Source organism: Arcobacter thermotolerans (genome assembly GCF_983172305.1).
The window spans coordinates 80,370-97,621 of the sequence record NZ_CFAFZJ010000002.1; the positions used below are offsets into that span (position 1 = coordinate 80,370).

Annotated in this window: 13 protein-coding genes, 1 other RNA gene and 1 pseudogene; 8 read left to right on the forward strand and 7 right to left on the reverse strand. The window is 26.3% G+C overall.

The window, feature by feature from the left end; genetic code table 11:
• Positions 1-75 precede the first annotated feature (75 nt).
• The 3 genes from AC5LG6_RS02085 (at position 76) to AC5LG6_RS02095 (ending at position 2,939) form a co-directional block, all read left to right on the forward strand.
• Entirely contained in the window at positions 76-1,128 is a 1,053-nt protein-coding gene (locus AC5LG6_RS02085; protein ID WP_066359925.1) for a tyrosine-type recombinase/integrase, read from the forward strand.
• Positions 1,129-1,203: 75 nt separating this feature from the next.
• Positions 1,204-2,316, forward strand: coding sequence for a molecular chaperone DnaJ (dnaJ, locus tag AC5LG6_RS02090; protein ID WP_498585561.1), 1,113 nt, complete (start codon positions 1,204-1,206; stop codon positions 2,314-2,316).
• Positions 2,317-2,342: 26 nt separating this feature from the next.
• Positions 2,343-2,939, forward strand: coding sequence for a hypothetical protein (locus AC5LG6_RS02095; protein WP_498585562.1), 597 nt, complete (start codon positions 2,343-2,345; stop codon positions 2,937-2,939).
• Here AC5LG6_RS02095 and AC5LG6_RS02100 read toward each other — a convergent pair.
• From AC5LG6_RS02100 to AC5LG6_RS02110, 3 genes are all read right to left on the reverse strand, one after another.
• Positions 2,936-3,592 carry a hypothetical protein gene (locus tag AC5LG6_RS02100; protein ID WP_498585563.1) on the reverse strand — a complete coding sequence of 219 codons (657 nt, stop codon included), beginning with the start codon at positions 3,590-3,592 and terminating at the stop codon, positions 2,936-2,938. The two genes, AC5LG6_RS02095 and AC5LG6_RS02100, sit on opposite strands and share 4 nt — an antisense overlap.
• Positions 3,593-3,595: 3 nt before the next feature.
• Positions 3,596-3,784, reverse strand: a complete 189-nt coding sequence (locus tag AC5LG6_RS02105) for a hypothetical protein (protein WP_105908875.1) — start codon at positions 3,782-3,784, stop codon at positions 3,596-3,598.
• Between the two features lie 74 nt (positions 3,785-3,858).
• Positions 3,859-4,677: a ferritin-like domain-containing protein gene (locus tag AC5LG6_RS02110; RefSeq protein ID WP_105925708.1), complete on the reverse strand. Its 819-nt coding sequence runs from the start codon at positions 4,675-4,677 to the stop codon at positions 3,859-3,861.
• Between the two features lie 56 nt (positions 4,678-4,733).
• On the opposite strand from AC5LG6_RS02110, the gene AC5LG6_RS02115 reads away from it, so the two are divergent.
• The 3 genes from AC5LG6_RS02115 to AC5LG6_RS02125 are packed head-to-tail and all read left to right on the forward strand — an operon-like array spanning position 4,734 to position 7,213.
• Positions 4,734-5,330: an MBL fold metallo-hydrolase gene (locus tag AC5LG6_RS02115; protein ID WP_081560968.1), complete on the forward strand. Its 597-nt coding sequence runs from the start codon at positions 4,734-4,736 to the stop codon at positions 5,328-5,330.
• Positions 5,309-6,229 carry a GGDEF domain-containing protein gene (locus AC5LG6_RS02120; RefSeq protein ID WP_105925706.1) on the forward strand — a complete coding sequence of 307 codons (921 nt, stop codon included), beginning with the start codon at positions 5,309-5,311 and terminating at the stop codon, positions 6,227-6,229. Before AC5LG6_RS02115 ends, AC5LG6_RS02120 begins: the two co-directional genes overlap by 22 nt.
• A gap of 9 nt (positions 6,230-6,238) precedes the next feature.
• The gene (locus tag AC5LG6_RS02125; RefSeq protein ID WP_498585564.1) at positions 6,239-7,213 is read left to right on the forward strand and encodes a GGDEF domain-containing protein; all 975 of its coding nucleotides are present in this window, start codon (positions 6,239-6,241) and stop codon (positions 7,211-7,213) included.
• Positions 7,214-7,226: 13 nt separating this feature from the next.
• Here AC5LG6_RS02125 and cmoB read toward each other — a convergent pair whose 3' ends face one another.
• The gene (gene cmoB, locus AC5LG6_RS02130; protein ID WP_498585565.1) at positions 7,227-8,141 is read right to left on the reverse strand and encodes a tRNA 5-methoxyuridine(34)/uridine 5-oxyacetic acid(34) synthase CmoB; all 915 of its coding nucleotides are present in this window, start codon (positions 8,139-8,141) and stop codon (positions 7,227-7,229) included.
• A gap of 42 nt (positions 8,142-8,183) precedes the next feature.
• The gene (locus AC5LG6_RS02135; RefSeq protein WP_498585566.1) at positions 8,184-9,953 is read right to left on the reverse strand and encodes a sensor domain-containing diguanylate cyclase; all 1,770 of its coding nucleotides are present in this window, start codon (positions 9,951-9,953) and stop codon (positions 8,184-8,186) included.
• Positions 9,954-10,230: 277 nt separating this feature from the next.
• On the opposite strand from AC5LG6_RS02135, the gene ccsA reads away from it, so the two are divergent.
• Together ccsA and AC5LG6_RS02145 are read left to right on the forward strand one after the other, a co-directional pair.
• A complete protein-coding gene (gene ccsA / locus AC5LG6_RS02140; RefSeq protein ID WP_498585567.1) occupies positions 10,231-12,987 on the forward strand; it encodes a cytochrome c biogenesis protein CcsA in 2,757 nt (918 codons plus the stop codon).
• A gap of 111 nt (positions 12,988-13,098) precedes the next feature.
• Positions 13,099-14,385, forward strand: a complete 1,287-nt coding sequence (locus AC5LG6_RS02145) for a zinc-binding metallopeptidase family protein (protein ID WP_498585568.1) — start codon at positions 13,099-13,101, stop codon at positions 14,383-14,385.
• 45 nt (positions 14,386-14,430) lie between these two features.
• Here AC5LG6_RS02145 and AC5LG6_RS02150 read toward each other — a convergent pair.
• Together AC5LG6_RS02150 and rnpB are read right to left on the reverse strand one after the other, a co-directional pair.
• Positions 14,431-16,838, reverse strand: a pseudogene (locus tag AC5LG6_RS02150) (methyl-accepting chemotaxis protein).
• Between the two features lie 86 nt (positions 16,839-16,924).
• Positions 16,925-17,244, reverse strand: an RNA gene (rnpB, locus tag AC5LG6_RS02155) — RNase P RNA component class A.
• Positions 17,245-17,252 lie beyond the last annotated feature (8 nt).

The following is a 17,252-nucleotide window of genomic DNA, read 5'->3' on the forward strand; positions in this document are numbered from 1 at the left end:
TAATTTTCAAACTAATACTAATATATTTTTTGTTATACTCTCTTATACAAAACACTAGAAATATTTAGAGGTCACATGAGATATAAATTAGATTTTAAAGATAGTTTTAAAATGAACATGCTTTTTTGGATAGAGAGATTTATAAGATATAAATTAACAAGCTTGTCAAATAGACAAGTATCAAATAAAGATAAACTAGCTTTTATTATTCAAAGTTTAATAAAAGGCACAAAATCAATAGATGAGCTTGATGTTTTAGTAAAAGAAGCTAGAAATATTGGCTTAAATGGAATAAATACATATTTTAATCCTCTTTTAAAACTATATAACTATACAAATAGTTTAGGATTAGCTTCACTTAAAGAGATTGATGAAGAGTTATTAAGTGATTTTTTAGCTAGCCAAACTAGTTCTCTATCGGATGCTTCTAAAAAGAACCATCGTATCGCCCTACTATCTTTCTTCTCATATATAGATAAACAAAATGAAAATGAAGATGGAAGCTCATATTTATTTAAAATAGAGTTAAAAAATTGGGGTGGATTAAGTGGAAAAAGTGGTTCAAAACTCCCCTCTTTTATGAATAAAGATGAAATTGATAGATTTTTATCTGCTATTAATAATTTTGAATTTTCAGATAATACAGCTTATAGAAATAGACTTATTATAAAAATAATAATATATACAGGAATTAGAGTTAGTGAGATGTTAAATCTCAAATTAAAAGATATTTTTAATGAAAAAGATGTTTATATGCTTCAAATTCGTGGAAAAGGAAATAAACCAAGAGTTGTGATGATTAAAAAAGATATTATTGAACATGAATTACAAAATTGGCTAACTCAAAGAGTTTGTAATAGTGATATTTTAGTTTGTAATCAAAAAGGTGAAAGATTAACTCAAGCTTATGTTAGTCGTATTGTTGAAAATATCTTAGCAAGTGCTGGTATTAGAAAAGAGAAAAATGGAGCACATATGCTACGTCACTCATTTGCAACTTTACTTTATTCAAAACATCATGATTTAATACTTGTTCAAGAGGCTTTAGGTCATGCAGATATAAACACAAGCAGAATTTATACGCACTTTGATAAAGAAAGATTAAGAAAGACTACAGATATTTTTTAACTTAATATTGTTTTATCAATAATTGGATAAAATAATAACTTTATTATAAAATTAATACATTTTTGGAGATTAAAATTGATTGAAATTGATTATTATGAACTTTTAGAGATTGAAAAAACATCAGATAAAGCGGCTATAAAAAAAGCTTATCGAAAACTTGCTATGCAGTATCATCCTGATAAAAATCCAAATGATAAAGAAGCTGAAGATAAATTCAAATCTATAAATGAGGCTTATCAAGTTTTAAGTGATGATGAAAAAAGAGCTTTATATGATAGATATGGAAAAGCTGGTTTAGAGGGTCATGGTGGACGAAGTTCTGGTTTTGGTGGTTTTGATGATTTAGGTTCTATTTTTGAAGAGATGTTTGGTTTTTCAAGAAATCATAGCAAAAAAGAGAGAAAAACTTATAACTATAATCTTGATACTGCCGTTGAAGTTAAATTAGAGTTTAACGAAGCAGTTTTTGGTTGCAAAAAAGAGATTAACTATAAATATAAAACAGCTTGTAAACCTTGTAATGGAACTGGTGCAAAAGATGCTAAGATTGAAAACTGTAGAACTTGTGGTGGAGTTGGACAAGTTCATTCAAGACAAGGTTTTATGACATTTGCACAAACATGTCCAACTTGTAGTGGTAGTGGACAATCAAAAGCAAATAGTTGTAAATCTTGTTCTGGTACTGGTTTTGAAGAGATTAAAGGAAATTTCACTGTTGATATTCCAGAAGGTGTAAATGATGGAATGAGAATAAGAGTTTCAAATAAGGGAAATATAGCACCAAATGGACAAAGAGGAGATTTATATATCCAAACAAAAGTCAAAGAAGATAGTCACTTTGTAAGACATGATGATGATATATATTTTGAAGCCCCTATTTTCTTTACTCAAGTAGCTTTAGGAGCAAAAATAAAGATTCCTAGCTTAAAAGGTGAATTAGAGCTTGAAATACCAAGAAATGCAAAAGATAAACAACAATTTACTTTTAAAAATGAGGGGGTAAAAAATGTTCAAGGATATGGAAAAGGTGATTTGATTGTTCAAATAAAAATAGAATATCCAAAAACTTTAACAAATGAACAAAAAGAGCTTTTAGAAAAATTACAAGAAAGTTTTGGAGTAGAAAGCACTCCTTCTGAAATAAAGTTTGAAGGAATGTTTGATAAAGTTAAAAAATGGTTTTCATAAATTGAAAATTTACACAAGGAGAACAAATGAAATTTGAATATGTTGGATATAGACCTATTATTAGCCACCATGGAATTACATTTAAGCAAGGAAAAGATGATAAATTTGTTTATTTTCCATATGTTTATGAAATTTTAAATTCATTAAATCATGAATATACAACAAATAAAAATAGATATTCTACTAGTATAAATCTTGAAAATGCTAGCATTGATAAGTTATACAAAATTGTTGAAAAATATTTTCCAAATATTGAAAAATCTATAGAAGATAAACTCAAAAGATACAAAGAACACTTAGAAGAAGAGAGAGAAGATATAAATTCAAGACCTAATTTAAGTGATATAGAAAAAAATATATTTCTTACAAATCTTGATTTAATGAAAAACTATAGAATAAATAGAGCAAAAAATAAGATTTTCTATTACTTTGCAATAGCAACTATTGCAGAAGTAATAAAAGAAAAAAGAATAAAAGAGCTAAATATTCCATACCACAATAAATTTTGGCATGTTTTAAATACTCTTCAAGGTGTTTTAAGTTCTGAAAAAATATCTAGCAATATAAAAGCTCTATATTTTGATACAAAACTAGAGCTTAAATTTACTACATCTTTATCTTAAAACTGTTTTATAATATCAAGATTTTTTTTATCTAAATCTTGATATTTTTCCATTATATTTTTATATTCTAACTCATAATTTTTATATAAAAAAGAGTATTTTTCTTCATCTTTATACTTTTTAGATCCTTTTTTTGAGCTTGAAGATAAAGCACTTATAAAATCAAAAGAGTTTATCTCAAGCAAAATATCATCCAAATCTTCCTTTTTTATATCTGATATATTTGAACTATTTAATCGATATTCCATTGATTTATGAAGCATATCAAATAATGTGCTAGAACCAAAGCTACTTTTTGATTTTAAATAACTATTTTTATCGCTATATCTATTGCTTAAATACTCAAAACCACCATCAAAAGGCTTTCCTAAAACGGTATCAAATAAAATATTGGCTAATTTTTCATCATTCGTAAAAAGTGTAGCTAATCTAAGATTTTTTGCTAAATTTTTCTTCTCTTTATCTTCAAAAAGCTCATCAATCTCTTTTAGTGTAATTCCATTTATATTTGAAAAAGTCAATGAATTATCTCTTCTTTTATCTTTATTTAATATGTTTTCAACACTATTTGAAAATATATTATCTATATTTTTTTCCAAATTATTATTTACATTTGTTTTAAAAAGTAAAATATCGTAGTTTGAGCTTATCATTTGTCAAAACCAAAATATAAAGAATGTTGCAATACTTGAAAATAAAATTGCAAAAAGTATTGATATTTTTGTAGAGTTATTTTCTATAAAAACAAACTTATTTGATAATCTATTTGTTACATAAATAGCAGGAGACAATGCAAATGCAATCAATGCTAAAACAAAAACAAAATATATAATCACATCAATCATAAAAAATTCCTCTTATATAAATATCAACAGAAATATAACAAAAATAAAAATAAAATAGATTAATTTATATCAACTTAAATACAATCATCTTTTTTTGATAAAAATTTTAATTCATCACAAGAAAAACCAGCCTCTTTTCTAGCACTAAAATTTAAATCCATTTTTCTTTTAGTACTGCCTGGAAAAACCTTTTCTATAGCTTCAAAATAGACAATTTCTGGCTTGCACCCTATTTTGTCGCACTCATATTTAAACCAAAAATCACCTTTTTTAACATGACTTATCTCTTCTTTTAAAATAATTTTTAAAGCATCTATTAACTTAAGATTAAATTCATCTTTATTTGAGTTTAATTTTTCCATAATTTTTGGATTTTGATCAAGACCATTTGCTTCTAAATATCTAGGAATACAAGCCATGCGGCTTAATAAATCAGGAGTTTGTTGCATAGCTTCAAATAGGTTTTTATGTACTTCAAACTCTCCATAAAAACCATTTAACTCATTTAATAACTTTTCTAACATTAAAAAATGTCTAATCTCGTCACTAGCAACTTCTAGCCAATCTTTATAAAACTCTAAAGGCATATTTTGGTATCTTAAAGCAGCATCTAAAGCTAAATCAACAGCACTATACTCAATATGTAAAATAGTGTGTATTAAATATTTTTTTCCTTCTTTGGTTTTAAAGTTTTTTATTGGAGGAAGTTTTGTTGGTTTTACTATAGATAAAAAATCATTATAAGATGGATTTTCTAAATCTAAAGCTCTGTAATTATGATCAAAAATAAGCTTATTTTCTAAGAAAAGTTTATAAAATTTATCAAACTTTATAAACTTTTCTTTTGGTAATTTTGTGAGTAAAATATCCTCTAAAATTATGAAATAATCCATGTAAATTAACCTTTTTTTAGATATAATCAGACAATTTTAGCAAATTAAGGTTTAAAATGGAAATTAAAGTTCATCCTATGGGTGATTATGGCACAAATTGTTATATTGTTACTATTGATAATAAGGATTTTATAATTGACCCTGGTGTAAATGCTACTGCTTGGATTAAGCAAAATACTACAAATCCAGTTGCTGTTTTAAATACGCATGGACATTTTGATCATATCTGGTCAAATCAAGAAGTAAAAGAACTTTTTAACATAAAACTTTATACTCCAAAAGATGATGAATTTATGCTTACTTTAAACCCATATAATTTAGGAATGCCACACTCAAAAGCAGATGTTTTGGTAAATCCAGATGAAGAGCTTGAAATTGAAGGTGTAAAAGTAAAATTTCACCATTTTCCTGGACATACTCCAGGATGTAGTATGATTGAAATAAACAGAACATTTTTTAGTGGAGATTTTATATTTAAAGGAACTATTGGGAGATTTGATTTTCCAAATTCAAGTTCAACTCAAATGAAAAAAAGTTTAAATAAGATTTTGGAATTTAAAGATAATTACAATATCTATCCAGGTCACGGGGATAAAACTACTCTTTTTAATGAGATTGATAATATTACTTTATGGGAAAAACATATAAAATGAGTAATTTCTATGAAACTATCACACAATTATCTCATAATCTGTCAATAAGCGAAAAACAAGAGATTTTTGATGATATATTTGAATTTTTGCAATCTAATTTTCACATAGATGCACTAAAAATCTATCTTAAAAAAAATGGTATTTCAAGTAGTGTATTTGATAATTCAGATGAAGAAAATTCAAAATTTTTTTATACATATAAAACAAAACTTACGAATAGTCTTGAGCTAACTTTTGGAATTATTTTTAAAAATGAAAATAAACTAGATGATTTAAAAAAAGATACTACAAATATTAATATTTCGCTAGATATTTTATCTATGAATATATATACAAAACATTTAGAAAACACTATATCTGATATTTTGATTATTGATTTACTTACAGGGTGCTATAATAGAACCTACTTAAATCACTATATAAGATCAATTTTTAGTTTGGCTTTGAGAGAGGGAAAAAAAATAGCTTTTTTAAAAATTGGAATAGATCACTTTAAAGCTGTTTTGGATGAATTCAACTATGAAATTGGAGATAGAGTAATAAAAAAACTATCAGAAGTTTTAAAAGCTGGAATTAGAGATTCTGATTTAGTAATAAAAGTATCAAATGATGCTTTTTTAGTTTTACTTCAAAACATACAAGAGGAAGAAAATGCTCTTTTTGTTGCAAACAAACTAATAGATACTTTTAAGAAAGAGAAAATAGTTATAAACCCAGACACTGGTCAAGTTTTAATGAAAACAATTTGTGTTGGAATTACATTCTACCCAAAAGATGGAGAAGATTTAGATACAATTATAAAAAAGTCAGATATTGCGATTAGAGAAGCTAAAAATAAAGGTAGAAGTATGGCATTTGTATTTAGTGAGGACGAAACATCAAAGATTGAACTTTTCTAGGTAAGATTTATGAAAGATAGTATTATAGAGTTAATTAGACAATCGGCATTTGATAAAGTTGCATTTGAAACATTAGAGAGTATTTTTAAGTTATATGAACAGCTTCAATACTCTTCGGATTTAAACCAACTTGCAGGAGATATTTTTTTATGGTTAGAGGAAGAATTTGCTATAAAAAATATGGTTTTTTCTTTATTTGATATAAATAAAAACAAAAAAACTGATATTTTATCAAAGGGCGATAAGTTTTTTTTAGATGACGATTTATCACAGTTTTTTATCATAAATACACATACAAATTTAAATGCGACAATATCTTTTTGTGCAACATCTCAAGAACACTCTTTATTTTTGGAAAGTAAGTATAACTCAATTGAAGCAACATTTTTTATTATTTCAACAATTGTTCAGAATGCTATTTTAAAGAAAAACTTTATCGACTCTGCTTCCCTTGATTCTGTTACTAATGTATTTTCGAGTCACTATTTTATTGAAAATTTATCTTCGTACCTTAAATTATCAAATAACAAACAAAATGAGATTTTTTTACTTATGGTAGGAATAGATAGATTCAAAGCCGTAGTTGATGAGTTTAATTATGAGATTGCAGATAAAGTTTTAATAGAATTAGCAAGAGTTATTCACTCAAATATAAATGAGTTTGATATAGTAGGAAGACTTGAAACTGATACTTTTTTAGTATCTATTTTAAGTAATGATGATGAAAACCAAGCTTGTGAGGTTGCAAAGAAAATTATTAGTGATTTCTCAAAAGCTAGAGTAATTGTAAATGAAGAGAATAGGCAAACTTTACAAAAAACAGTTAGTATTGGTTTTGAAAAATTTGTATTAAACTCAAATATGTCACTTGATGATGCTATAAAAAATGCTGATATTGCTCTGGTTGAAGCAAAAAATAAGGGAAGAGGAGAGTTTTTGAAATTTTCAAAAATAAATAGTAGTGATAATTTCAAACTCTTTTAATTATATTTTAAATCTACAAAACCTTTCTTGCCTTTACGTATACTCTTTTTGGAGCTGGATAACCCTCAACTGTTTTACTACTATCATTTGGATCTAAAAAATCTTCTAAACTCTCATCAAATGACCACTTCGTAGCTCTTTGTTCATCTTTTGTTGTAACAACTGTTGATAATACTTCAATATTTTCAAATCCAGCACGTACAAGCCAATTTTTTAAAGCTGGAATTGTTGGAATAAAGTATATATTTGGAATTTTTGAGTATCTTTGGTTTGGAGTTAAACATATCTCATCCTCTCCATCTATCATAAAAGTATCAATTATAATCTCACCTTTACTATTTAATCCTTTGTTTAGTGCTTTTAAAGTCCCAACAGGATCAGCTCTATGGTAAAGAACACCTAACATAAATATAAAATCAAATTTATGATTATAGAGTTCTAAATGCTCAACTCCAAGCATCTCATAAACAATATTGGATTTTACAAAGTGATTTATAAACTCAAATTGATGAAGCGTTAAAGGTGAAGGATCAAACCCTACTAATCTTTTAGGTTTATCTTCAAGCATTCTAAACATATAGTATCCATTGTTGCAACCAATATCTGCAACTACTTTATCTTTTAGATTAAAGTGAGGTCTTATTAGATTATATTTAAGATTACTTTGCCACTCACTATCAATTTTTAAATCAAAAATTTTAAATGGACCTTTTCTCCAAGGTATTAAAGCTTTTGCAGTTTTAACAATAGTTTGATACTCTTCATTGCTTAAATCTTCCTTGCAACCTACGCTAAAACAATCACCAAAATCAACTTTTAAATCTTTTTTTTCTATTTTTTGTGCATTTTGTAGCTCATTGTACCAAGGAGCTACATTTTTCCAATCTCTACACTCATTTTTTTTATTTTTTAGTTTTTCAATATTCATAGGTGGAATTATAGATATTTAAACTTAAACTTTAAATGATATTTAAAAAACTTCAACTCTATCTCTTCCATTATTTTTAGCTTCATATAAAGCTTTGTCAGCATTTGAGATTATATCATCATAGTTCAAATCCTTTACACTACAAGAAGCAACTCCTACACTAATAGTTACGCTATGTGGATAAGTACTAAATTTGTGAAGTTTAATAGCTTTATTTAATTTTATTGCTAAATCTTTTGCACCATCTTTTAAAGTTTCTGGACAAACTACTAAAAACTCCTCTCCTCCCCATCTTCCTAAAGTATCGACATTTCTTATATTTTGACTTAAAATATAAGAACACTCTTTTAAAACATCATCTCCAACTTGATGTCCAAAATTATCATTTATCTTTTTAAAGAAATCTATATCGATAATAATTACAGAAAAAATATTTCCATATCTTAAAGATAGGCTCATATTCTCTTGTAATACACTATCTAGTTTAACTCTGTTGTAAAGTCCTGTTAACTTATCTGTAATTGATAGCTTAAAAAGCTCTTCATTTTTAATATTTAACTCTTTTGTTCTTTGCTCTACCTTCTCTTCCAATGATTGTTGATATTCATAAATAGATTTTGACATATCTAAAAATGCATTTGATAAAATTGAAACCTCCAAAATAGAGCTATCAACTTTTGAAATAGAGTCATATTTCCTATCTTTTATCTTTTTACTCTCTTGAACAAGTTTAAAAATAGGAGCTACAATAATTTTTGAGAAATATATTATCAAAGGTATCATCATAAGACAAACTATAAATAAACTCAAAATTAAATTAAAAGTTTGAGAAAAATAAGGGGCAATAATCTTTTTATAATCTGCAAAAAGAATTATATAATCATCATTTTCTGAATTATTAAGTTTTTCAATTTGTACAATATATTTTTTATCTTTTACATTTACAATATTTGCATTTTCAAATTTCTCTAAATCTTTATTTTTCTCAAAAAATGAAGCTAATAAATCATCATCTTTTGTAATAGAAGATATTATAGTTCCATCTTTTTTAAATAAAAACATATCCATAGTCTCTTGATTTATATTATCTTTAAATATATTTTTGAAATCTTCAATCAAGAAATCAACTGATACAACATTTTTGCTACCACTTAACTCTTTTGAAAAAGTGATTCCAAAAGAGTCAATATGAGAAAATTTATATGGAGCCGTTTTTATAGCCCTATTCCCACTAGATATTGCCATCTCATACCATGGTCTTTTTGTTGGATTGTAACTATTTTCTTCTACTCTTTTGGCAGTTTGATTTAAATCTTCATCATAAAGTGTTATCTCTTTTTTGTTTATATTGTTACCATCTATTTTAATTAAAACCCATCTATCAAGCTCTCTTGCTTTATAAACCTCTTTTAACTTTTTATCAATATTGAGATTTATAAGTTCATAGAAACTTCCATCTTCATAACCTGTATATAGAGCATAAAAATTTTTTTCGATACTTAAAACTTTTACATATGCTTCAAAATTTTTATCTTGATCTGCTTTATCTTTATGATTTATAACACTTAACATCTCAATCACTCTAAAGTTTTGATTATCACTATTTTTGATTAATTGATTTAAACTAAGTGAAAGATTTTTTAATTTTTCACTTATATCTTTTTTTGATTGATTATTATCAATATAAATCAATTGAAAACCAAAAATAATTGAAAGCAGAATCATAATAGATATAAATAGAGAAAGTACAGTAGCTTTTAAAGATTTTTCTTTGTTTAATACTTTTTTGATAAAATTATTATTTTTTTGCATAACACCCCTAATTTTAAACATTCTAATATATTATTAATAGTTTCAAAAAGATAATTAAAATAACTATTTAAGCTATTAATTTTAATATAAATTTAGCTGATAATACTTTTGATTTTTTAAAACTTTTTATAGAAGAAAATTGTATCAAAAAATAACTTTTAATAATATAAATTTCATTTTATATAATAATTCTATTTTTAAAGAATATTTTTAATTAACCTAATGTTAATTTTACAATAATACAATTTTCCAAAAATGAATACTAAAAAGGATATTTTTGAAGCTTTTAAACTTTCTGTTCTCTTTTAAAGCAACCTTGCTTTTATTAGCTATTTTGGCAATTGGTGCTGGAGTTGCTACTTTTATTGAAAATGATTTTGGAACATCATCGGCTAGAGTTTTAGTTTATAACAACACTTGGTATGAGATAGTTTTAGTTTTAACTACAATAAATCTATCTGGAATAATCTATAAATTTAAAATGTGGAATAATCTTCCTAGATTTTTATTTCACTTCTCTTTTGTTGTAATACTTTTAGGAGCAATCATTACTAGGTATGTTGGATATGAAGGAATTATGCAAATACCACAAGGTACTACTACAAATCAGATGATTTCACTAGAACCTTATTTACAAGTTACAGTAAAAGATGGTGAAAAAGTTGTTGCTTACAAAGAGTGGCAAAAAGAGTTTACATCTTTACTTCCAGAATTAAACAATTTTTCTTATAAAGTAGATTTTGACAACAACAATTTAATCATAGACTACAAAAGATTTCAGTTTGAAAAAAAAGAGCAAGCAAAGATGGGCTTACTTACTGTTGATGTAACTTTAAATGGTAAAAAAGAGACTATTAGATTACCAGGATTAAGTGGACAATTGGGAGTTCCTAGAGATCTTATTTTTGATAAATATACAGTTACTTTAGAGTATGGTTCTAAGTTTATTGATCTTCCTTTTGCTATTAGACTAAATGAGTTTCAACTAGAAAGATACCCAGGAAGTATGGCTCCATCTTCGTATGCTAGTGAAGTTACAGTTATAAAAGATGATAAAACTTATGATTATAGAATATTTATGAATAGAACTTTAAATGAAGGAAATTTCCTATTTTTCCAAAGCTCATATTTCCCAGATGAAACTGGAACTGTATTATCAGTAAACAATGACCCTGGAAAATGGCCTACATATTTTGGATATTTTCTATTAACTCTTGGTCTGTTTTTAAACTTTTTTGATAAAAAATCAAGATTTAGAAAACTAACAAAATTTGTAGCAAACAAAAACTTAGCTATGTTTATTTTAACTTTAGCTCTTCTTTCAACTCAAAATTTAAAAGCTAATGAGAGTAACAATACTACATCACCTCAAGAGGTTGATGATATAGCTATGAGAGTTGATTACTTAAATAAATTTAAAGATGAATCAAAAGTAACTGCAGATAAATTTGGACATTTAGTAGTGCAAAGTAGCGGTGGAAGAATGAAACCTCTTGCAACTTTAAATAGAGAGATAGTTCAAAAACTAAGTGGAAAATCATCATTTATGGGAATGGATGCAAATCAGATTGTTTTAGGGATGATTACAAGACCTGATATTTGGAAAGATGTAAAAATAATAAAAATAAATACTCCAAAACTTAAAAAATTTCTAGGAGTACCTGAAAGTGAAAAATATATCTCTTTTTCAGAAGCATTTGGAGAAAAAAATGATTATTTACTTGCAAAAGAGTCAGAAAAAGCTCTTCTTACAAAACCAATTGAAAGAGGAACTTATGAGAAAGATATTATAAAAGTAGATGAAAAATTAAATATTATTTATAGCGTATTTAATGGTGCATTATTAAATATTTTTCCAAAAGTTTATGATGAACAAAGTGTAGATGACAACTTCAAATGGTACTCACCTATTGAAGCAATGCAAGAATTTTCAGGACAAAATCAAGCTGCTATTGGATCTGTTGTAAGAGGACTATTTAACTCAACGATGGATTTTGACTGGAATAGTGCAAATAATTATATTGATATGATAGCTTTATATCAAGATAAAGTTGGTACAGATATAAAACCTACTGCTTCAAAAATAAATGCTGAAATAGTTTTTAATAAATTAGATATTTTCTTTAATTTAACTTTAGCTTACGTTCTTTTAGGTTTTATTATGGTTGTTTTAGCTTTTGTTGTTATATTTAAACCAGAGTTTAAACCTGCAAAAACAACAAAAATTATATTTGCTATTTTAACTATACTTTTTGCTATACAAACTTTTGGTATGGGTTATAGATGGTATTTATCAGGACATGCACCTTGGAGTGATATTTATGAAACTTTAATTTATATATCTTGGTCTGCTATATTTGCTGGAGTTATATTTTTTAGAAACTCTTTATTAGCTTTAGGTGCTGCTACAATTATTGCTGGTATTTTTATGTTTACAGCTCACTTAACAGATGTTGATCCTCAAATTACAAGTTTGGTGCCTGTTTTAAAATCTTATTGGCTTACAATCCATGTATCTATTTTGACTGCTTCATACGGATTTTTTGGACTTAGTGCTATTTTAGGATTCTTAACTTTAATTATGTTTATTTTTAGAAAAAATAGGCAACATTTGGATGACATCATTAAACACATAAGTGCAATAAATGAGATTTCTTTAATTATTGGTTTAGCATGTATTACTATTGGAAATTTCCTTGGTGGAGTTTGGGCAAATGAGTCTTGGGGTAGATACTGGGGATGGGATCCAAAAGAGACTTGGGCATATGTTTCAATAGTTGTTTATGCATTAGTTATACACCTTAGATTTGTAAAATCATTAAATACACCATATGTTTTAGCAACTGCTTCATTACTTGCATTTAGCTCTATTATGATGACTTATTTAGGAGTAAACTTCTACTTATCTGGAATGCACTCTTATGCAACAGGTGATCCTGTACCTATTCCAATGTGGGCTTATTTAACTGTTGCAACTGCTTTTGCTGCAATTATATTAGCTTACAAAAATAGAGATTTAAAAAATATAGAGTAGAAAAAAGGGCTTTTAGCCCTTTTTTTTATTTAAGATATAAATTTGTAAAAAAGCAAATATACTTTTTTCTTAAAATTTCTTTTTTTCAAGTTTTATAAAGTAAGGATATCAATGCCAACTGTTTTAGAAATATTTAAAGAGATTACAAAAATACAAAGATGTAGTGGAAATCATAAAGATTTTATAGAATATATTAAAGAAATATCTAAAAAACTAAAATATATTTGTCTAGTTGATGAAGCCAATAATATTTTATGTAAAAAAGAAGACTCAAACGCAAATATAGTATTTCAATCTCACTATGATATTGTTTGTTTAAATGATTTTTGTATTCCTCAAATTGTTGAAGATGATACAACTTTAAAAGCAATAGATTCAACTTTGGGAGCTGATAATGGAATTGGTTGCTCATATATGATAGCTTTAATGTATGAAAATTTTGATGGAGAATTTTTATTTACAAGCGATGAAGAGATAGGGCTCATAGGTGCAAATGGTTTAAATCTTCCTATAAATTCTAAATATATGCTAAATCTTGATAGCGAAGATGAAGGTAAAATTTGTATTGGTTGTGCTGGAGGAGTAGATATTATTGCGAAAAACTCAAACACAAAAATAGTTCCAAACATTGAAAATTTAGATTTATATGAAATTTCTATATCAAATTTACAAGGTGGACACAGTGGTGTTGATATAGATAAAAATATTCAAAATGCTATAAAACTAATTGTAAAAACTATAAAAGAGTGTGAAGGAAAAATATTGGATATAAATGGAGGTGAGAGAATAAACTCAATTCCCGCAAATGCAAAAGCTATAATTGCTTCAAAAAAGAGACCTCAAAAAACTCATGAAAATATGAAAATAGAAAAAATTAACACAAAATCTGAACATTTAAATATTTATGATGATGAAATTATTAATTTTTTATACAACTTTCAAAATGGTGTAAGAGATTTTAATAAAGAGTTAAATGTAGTTCAAGACTCTATAAATTTAGCATTAATTAAGACAAATATAGATGAAATTGTTATTGAATTTAGTGCTAGATCTATGAATAATGAAAATTTAAAAGAGTTAAAAGAGAAAACAAAAAAAGATTTAATAAATAACAATTTTTATGTAGAAACTTATGGAAAATATCCAGCTTGGAGTCCTGATATAAATGATTTCACATCAACAGTTTTGAATATTTACAAAACTTTTGATAAAAATGCATCTTTAGAAGCTATTCATGCTGGATTAGAGTGTGCTATTTTTAAAGATAAATTTCCAAATTTAAAAATAGCTTCTATTGGTCCAACTATAAAATTTCCTCACTCAAAAAAAGAGTTTGTATATAAAAAATCTATTGAAAATGTTTTTGAGGTAGTTAAAAAAATTGCAAATAGTATATAGTCTTTAAAAGTTGAGATTAATTCTCAACTTTTATTTTTTAAGAGTTTAAAAATTTTCCCATTCATCACTATCTTTTATTGACTCTTTTTTCTCAATATTTACTATGGTTGGTTTTTTATTTGAAGTTGTAGCTACAGTTGTATTAGATTTATGAAAATCTCTAGCTTTCGCACTATTTTTTCCTATAAACTCTTTTGAGTTTGCCTCTTTTATAATCTCTTTTGCTATTTCATCTGTAACCAAAGCAATATCGTGAGTTTGAGATGATACCATTGCATTTTGTTGAGTTTGACGATCAAGTTCACTTACTGCATCATTTATCTGCTCTATTCCCATTAGTTGTTCTTTAGAAGCATTTTCAATATCAGATATCAAATTCATAGTTTGTGTAATATTTTCACTTAAATCTTTATACCCATATATCATACTTGAAGCTATTTGTTTTCCTTCATTTGCTTTTATTGTAGCTTCTTCAACAATATGTTTTATATCTTTTGCAGCTTCTGCACTTCTACTTGCAAGGTTTCGAACCTCTTGAGCAACAACAGCAAAACCTTTTCCTGCTTCTCCAGCAGTTGCAGCTTCAACAGCAGCATTAAGACTTAGAATATTTGTTTGAAATGCAATTTGATCAATTACTGCTATAGCTTCATTTACCATATTTACTTTATTGTTTATCTCATCCATAGCATTTGTTGTCTGATTTGCTAAATTTTCTCCATCTTTTGAAGAACGAATAACACCATCTGATAATTTTGCCATTTTAGCAATACTTTCAGTATTATTTCTAATATTTGAAGTAATTTGCTCTAAAGCAGCTGCTTCATTAGAGCTAATATTTAATTTATTTACATTTTCTAATAAAATTTTTGAACTATCTTCTAAAGTAAGCCCATTTATTTTATTTTCTAATAAAAGATGATTTATAGTATCTGCTAAAATATTTATCTCTTTTGCTACATCACCTGTTAAATTCTCTATTCTTGCTGTAAAATTCATATCTTTATATTTAGATAAAACTTCATCAATTGAAACCAAATCATTATTTACTTTTTTAGATATTATTTCTAGCATATCATTTAAAATATTTTTTAACTCTTCTAAGCTATCATTATCTGTCTTTGCAATAATTCTCTCTTTTAGATTTCCTTCATTTATTTGTGAAACAACCTCTTTTACATTTTTAATTAATGCTTCATCTTGTTTTAATAGATTGTTTGTTCTTTCAATATTTTCATTTACTACTTTTGTCATTATTCCTATTTCATCTTCAGATTTTATCTCTATTTTAGAAACATCTGAACTCTCTTTATTTAGATATTTAAAAAATGATAAAATTCCATTTTCAAATCTTTCTAAAGGAGAGATTATCTCTTTTGTGATAAAAAATGAGATAATAAAAATTAAAATAACTGAAACAACTATAGCAATAATAACTATTCCTAAAATAATTGAAGTAATTTTCTCTTTTGAGTTTTGATGCATAATTTCAATATTTTTTTCAATATTATCAACATAAACTCCAGTTCCAATCATCCATTTCCACTCTTGAAGACCATCAGCATACCCTATTTTGTCATATAAAGTTGGATCATCTTTACTTTTTGGGAAATCAAAAATTACTGTTCCACCGCCTTTTTTTGCAGCTTCTATCAAATCTTTTATATAATAAACACCTTTTTGGCTTTTATTTTCAATTAAATTTTTTCCAACTAATGATGGATTTATTGGATGCATTATGTTTGTACCATCGTAGTCATAAACAAAAAAATATCCATCTTGACCAAATCTAATTTTTGAAATTTCATTTAAAGCTTTTGCTTTTAACTCTTTTTCTTCATTATCAATATAAACTCCTGTTCCAACGACCCAACCATAAGGCTCAAATAATCTTATATTAGATAGTTTTGCTGTTCGTAAGGAACGAAACCTTCACCTTTTTCAAAAGCAGTTTTTATAAATTCTAAAATATGTTTTCCATTATTTTTAGTACCTTCTCTCTCTGGTGTTAAAGGTAATTTTAGTATTGTAGAATTTTTATCATAGACAAAGAAATAGTCATTTTCCTCTCCATATCTAACAGAACCAATAGCTTCTAAAAGAATTTTTTTTAGTTCTGCTTCTGGCATTTTATTTTTTTGTTCATCATAAATTTTAGATATCATTGCAAATAAAAAATCAGTTTGTGACTTTAAATAGGCACCTTTTCTTGCTTTGATATTTTCAATTTTTGCTTCTTCATAAGCACTTTTTGCAATATTTTGAGCAAATGCTGTATAGTTTTTTAACTCTTCTATACTTGTATTAAAAGCATTTTGCTTATACTCTTCAATAGTTTGATTTGTAAGGTTATTAACCTCATAAATAGACTTTGTAGCTATTATAGTAGAGACTAATATAATAGTAATTATTACTATACTTAGTAACTTGACTCGTATTGATAAATTTTTCATAAAAACCCCTTTTGTGTTTGTTGAAAATCATTTTACCAAAAGAATTATAAGTTTGTTTGTAATTTTAAATAGATTTTTATTATATTTTTAAAAGGTAGATTATAAGCCGTGTTTTGTATTTGACAATAATTTATCTAGGTATTAAATCACTTTAATACTCATGCGAAGACGAAAAATGTGAAGCTAAATACCATGTCTTCTTGCTGCAAGTTGGGTTTACAAAGCTGTTAAGATTACTCAAAACACTGGTAGGCTCTTACTCTACCGTTTCACCATCACCAAAAATTGGCTGTATACTTTCTGTTGCACTATCCCTTAGATTACTCTAGCCATCCGTTAGATGGAACCTTGCTTCACTGCAGCACGGACTTTCCTCTTGAAATCAAGCTATTGTCTATCTACCTTTGGTCGGAA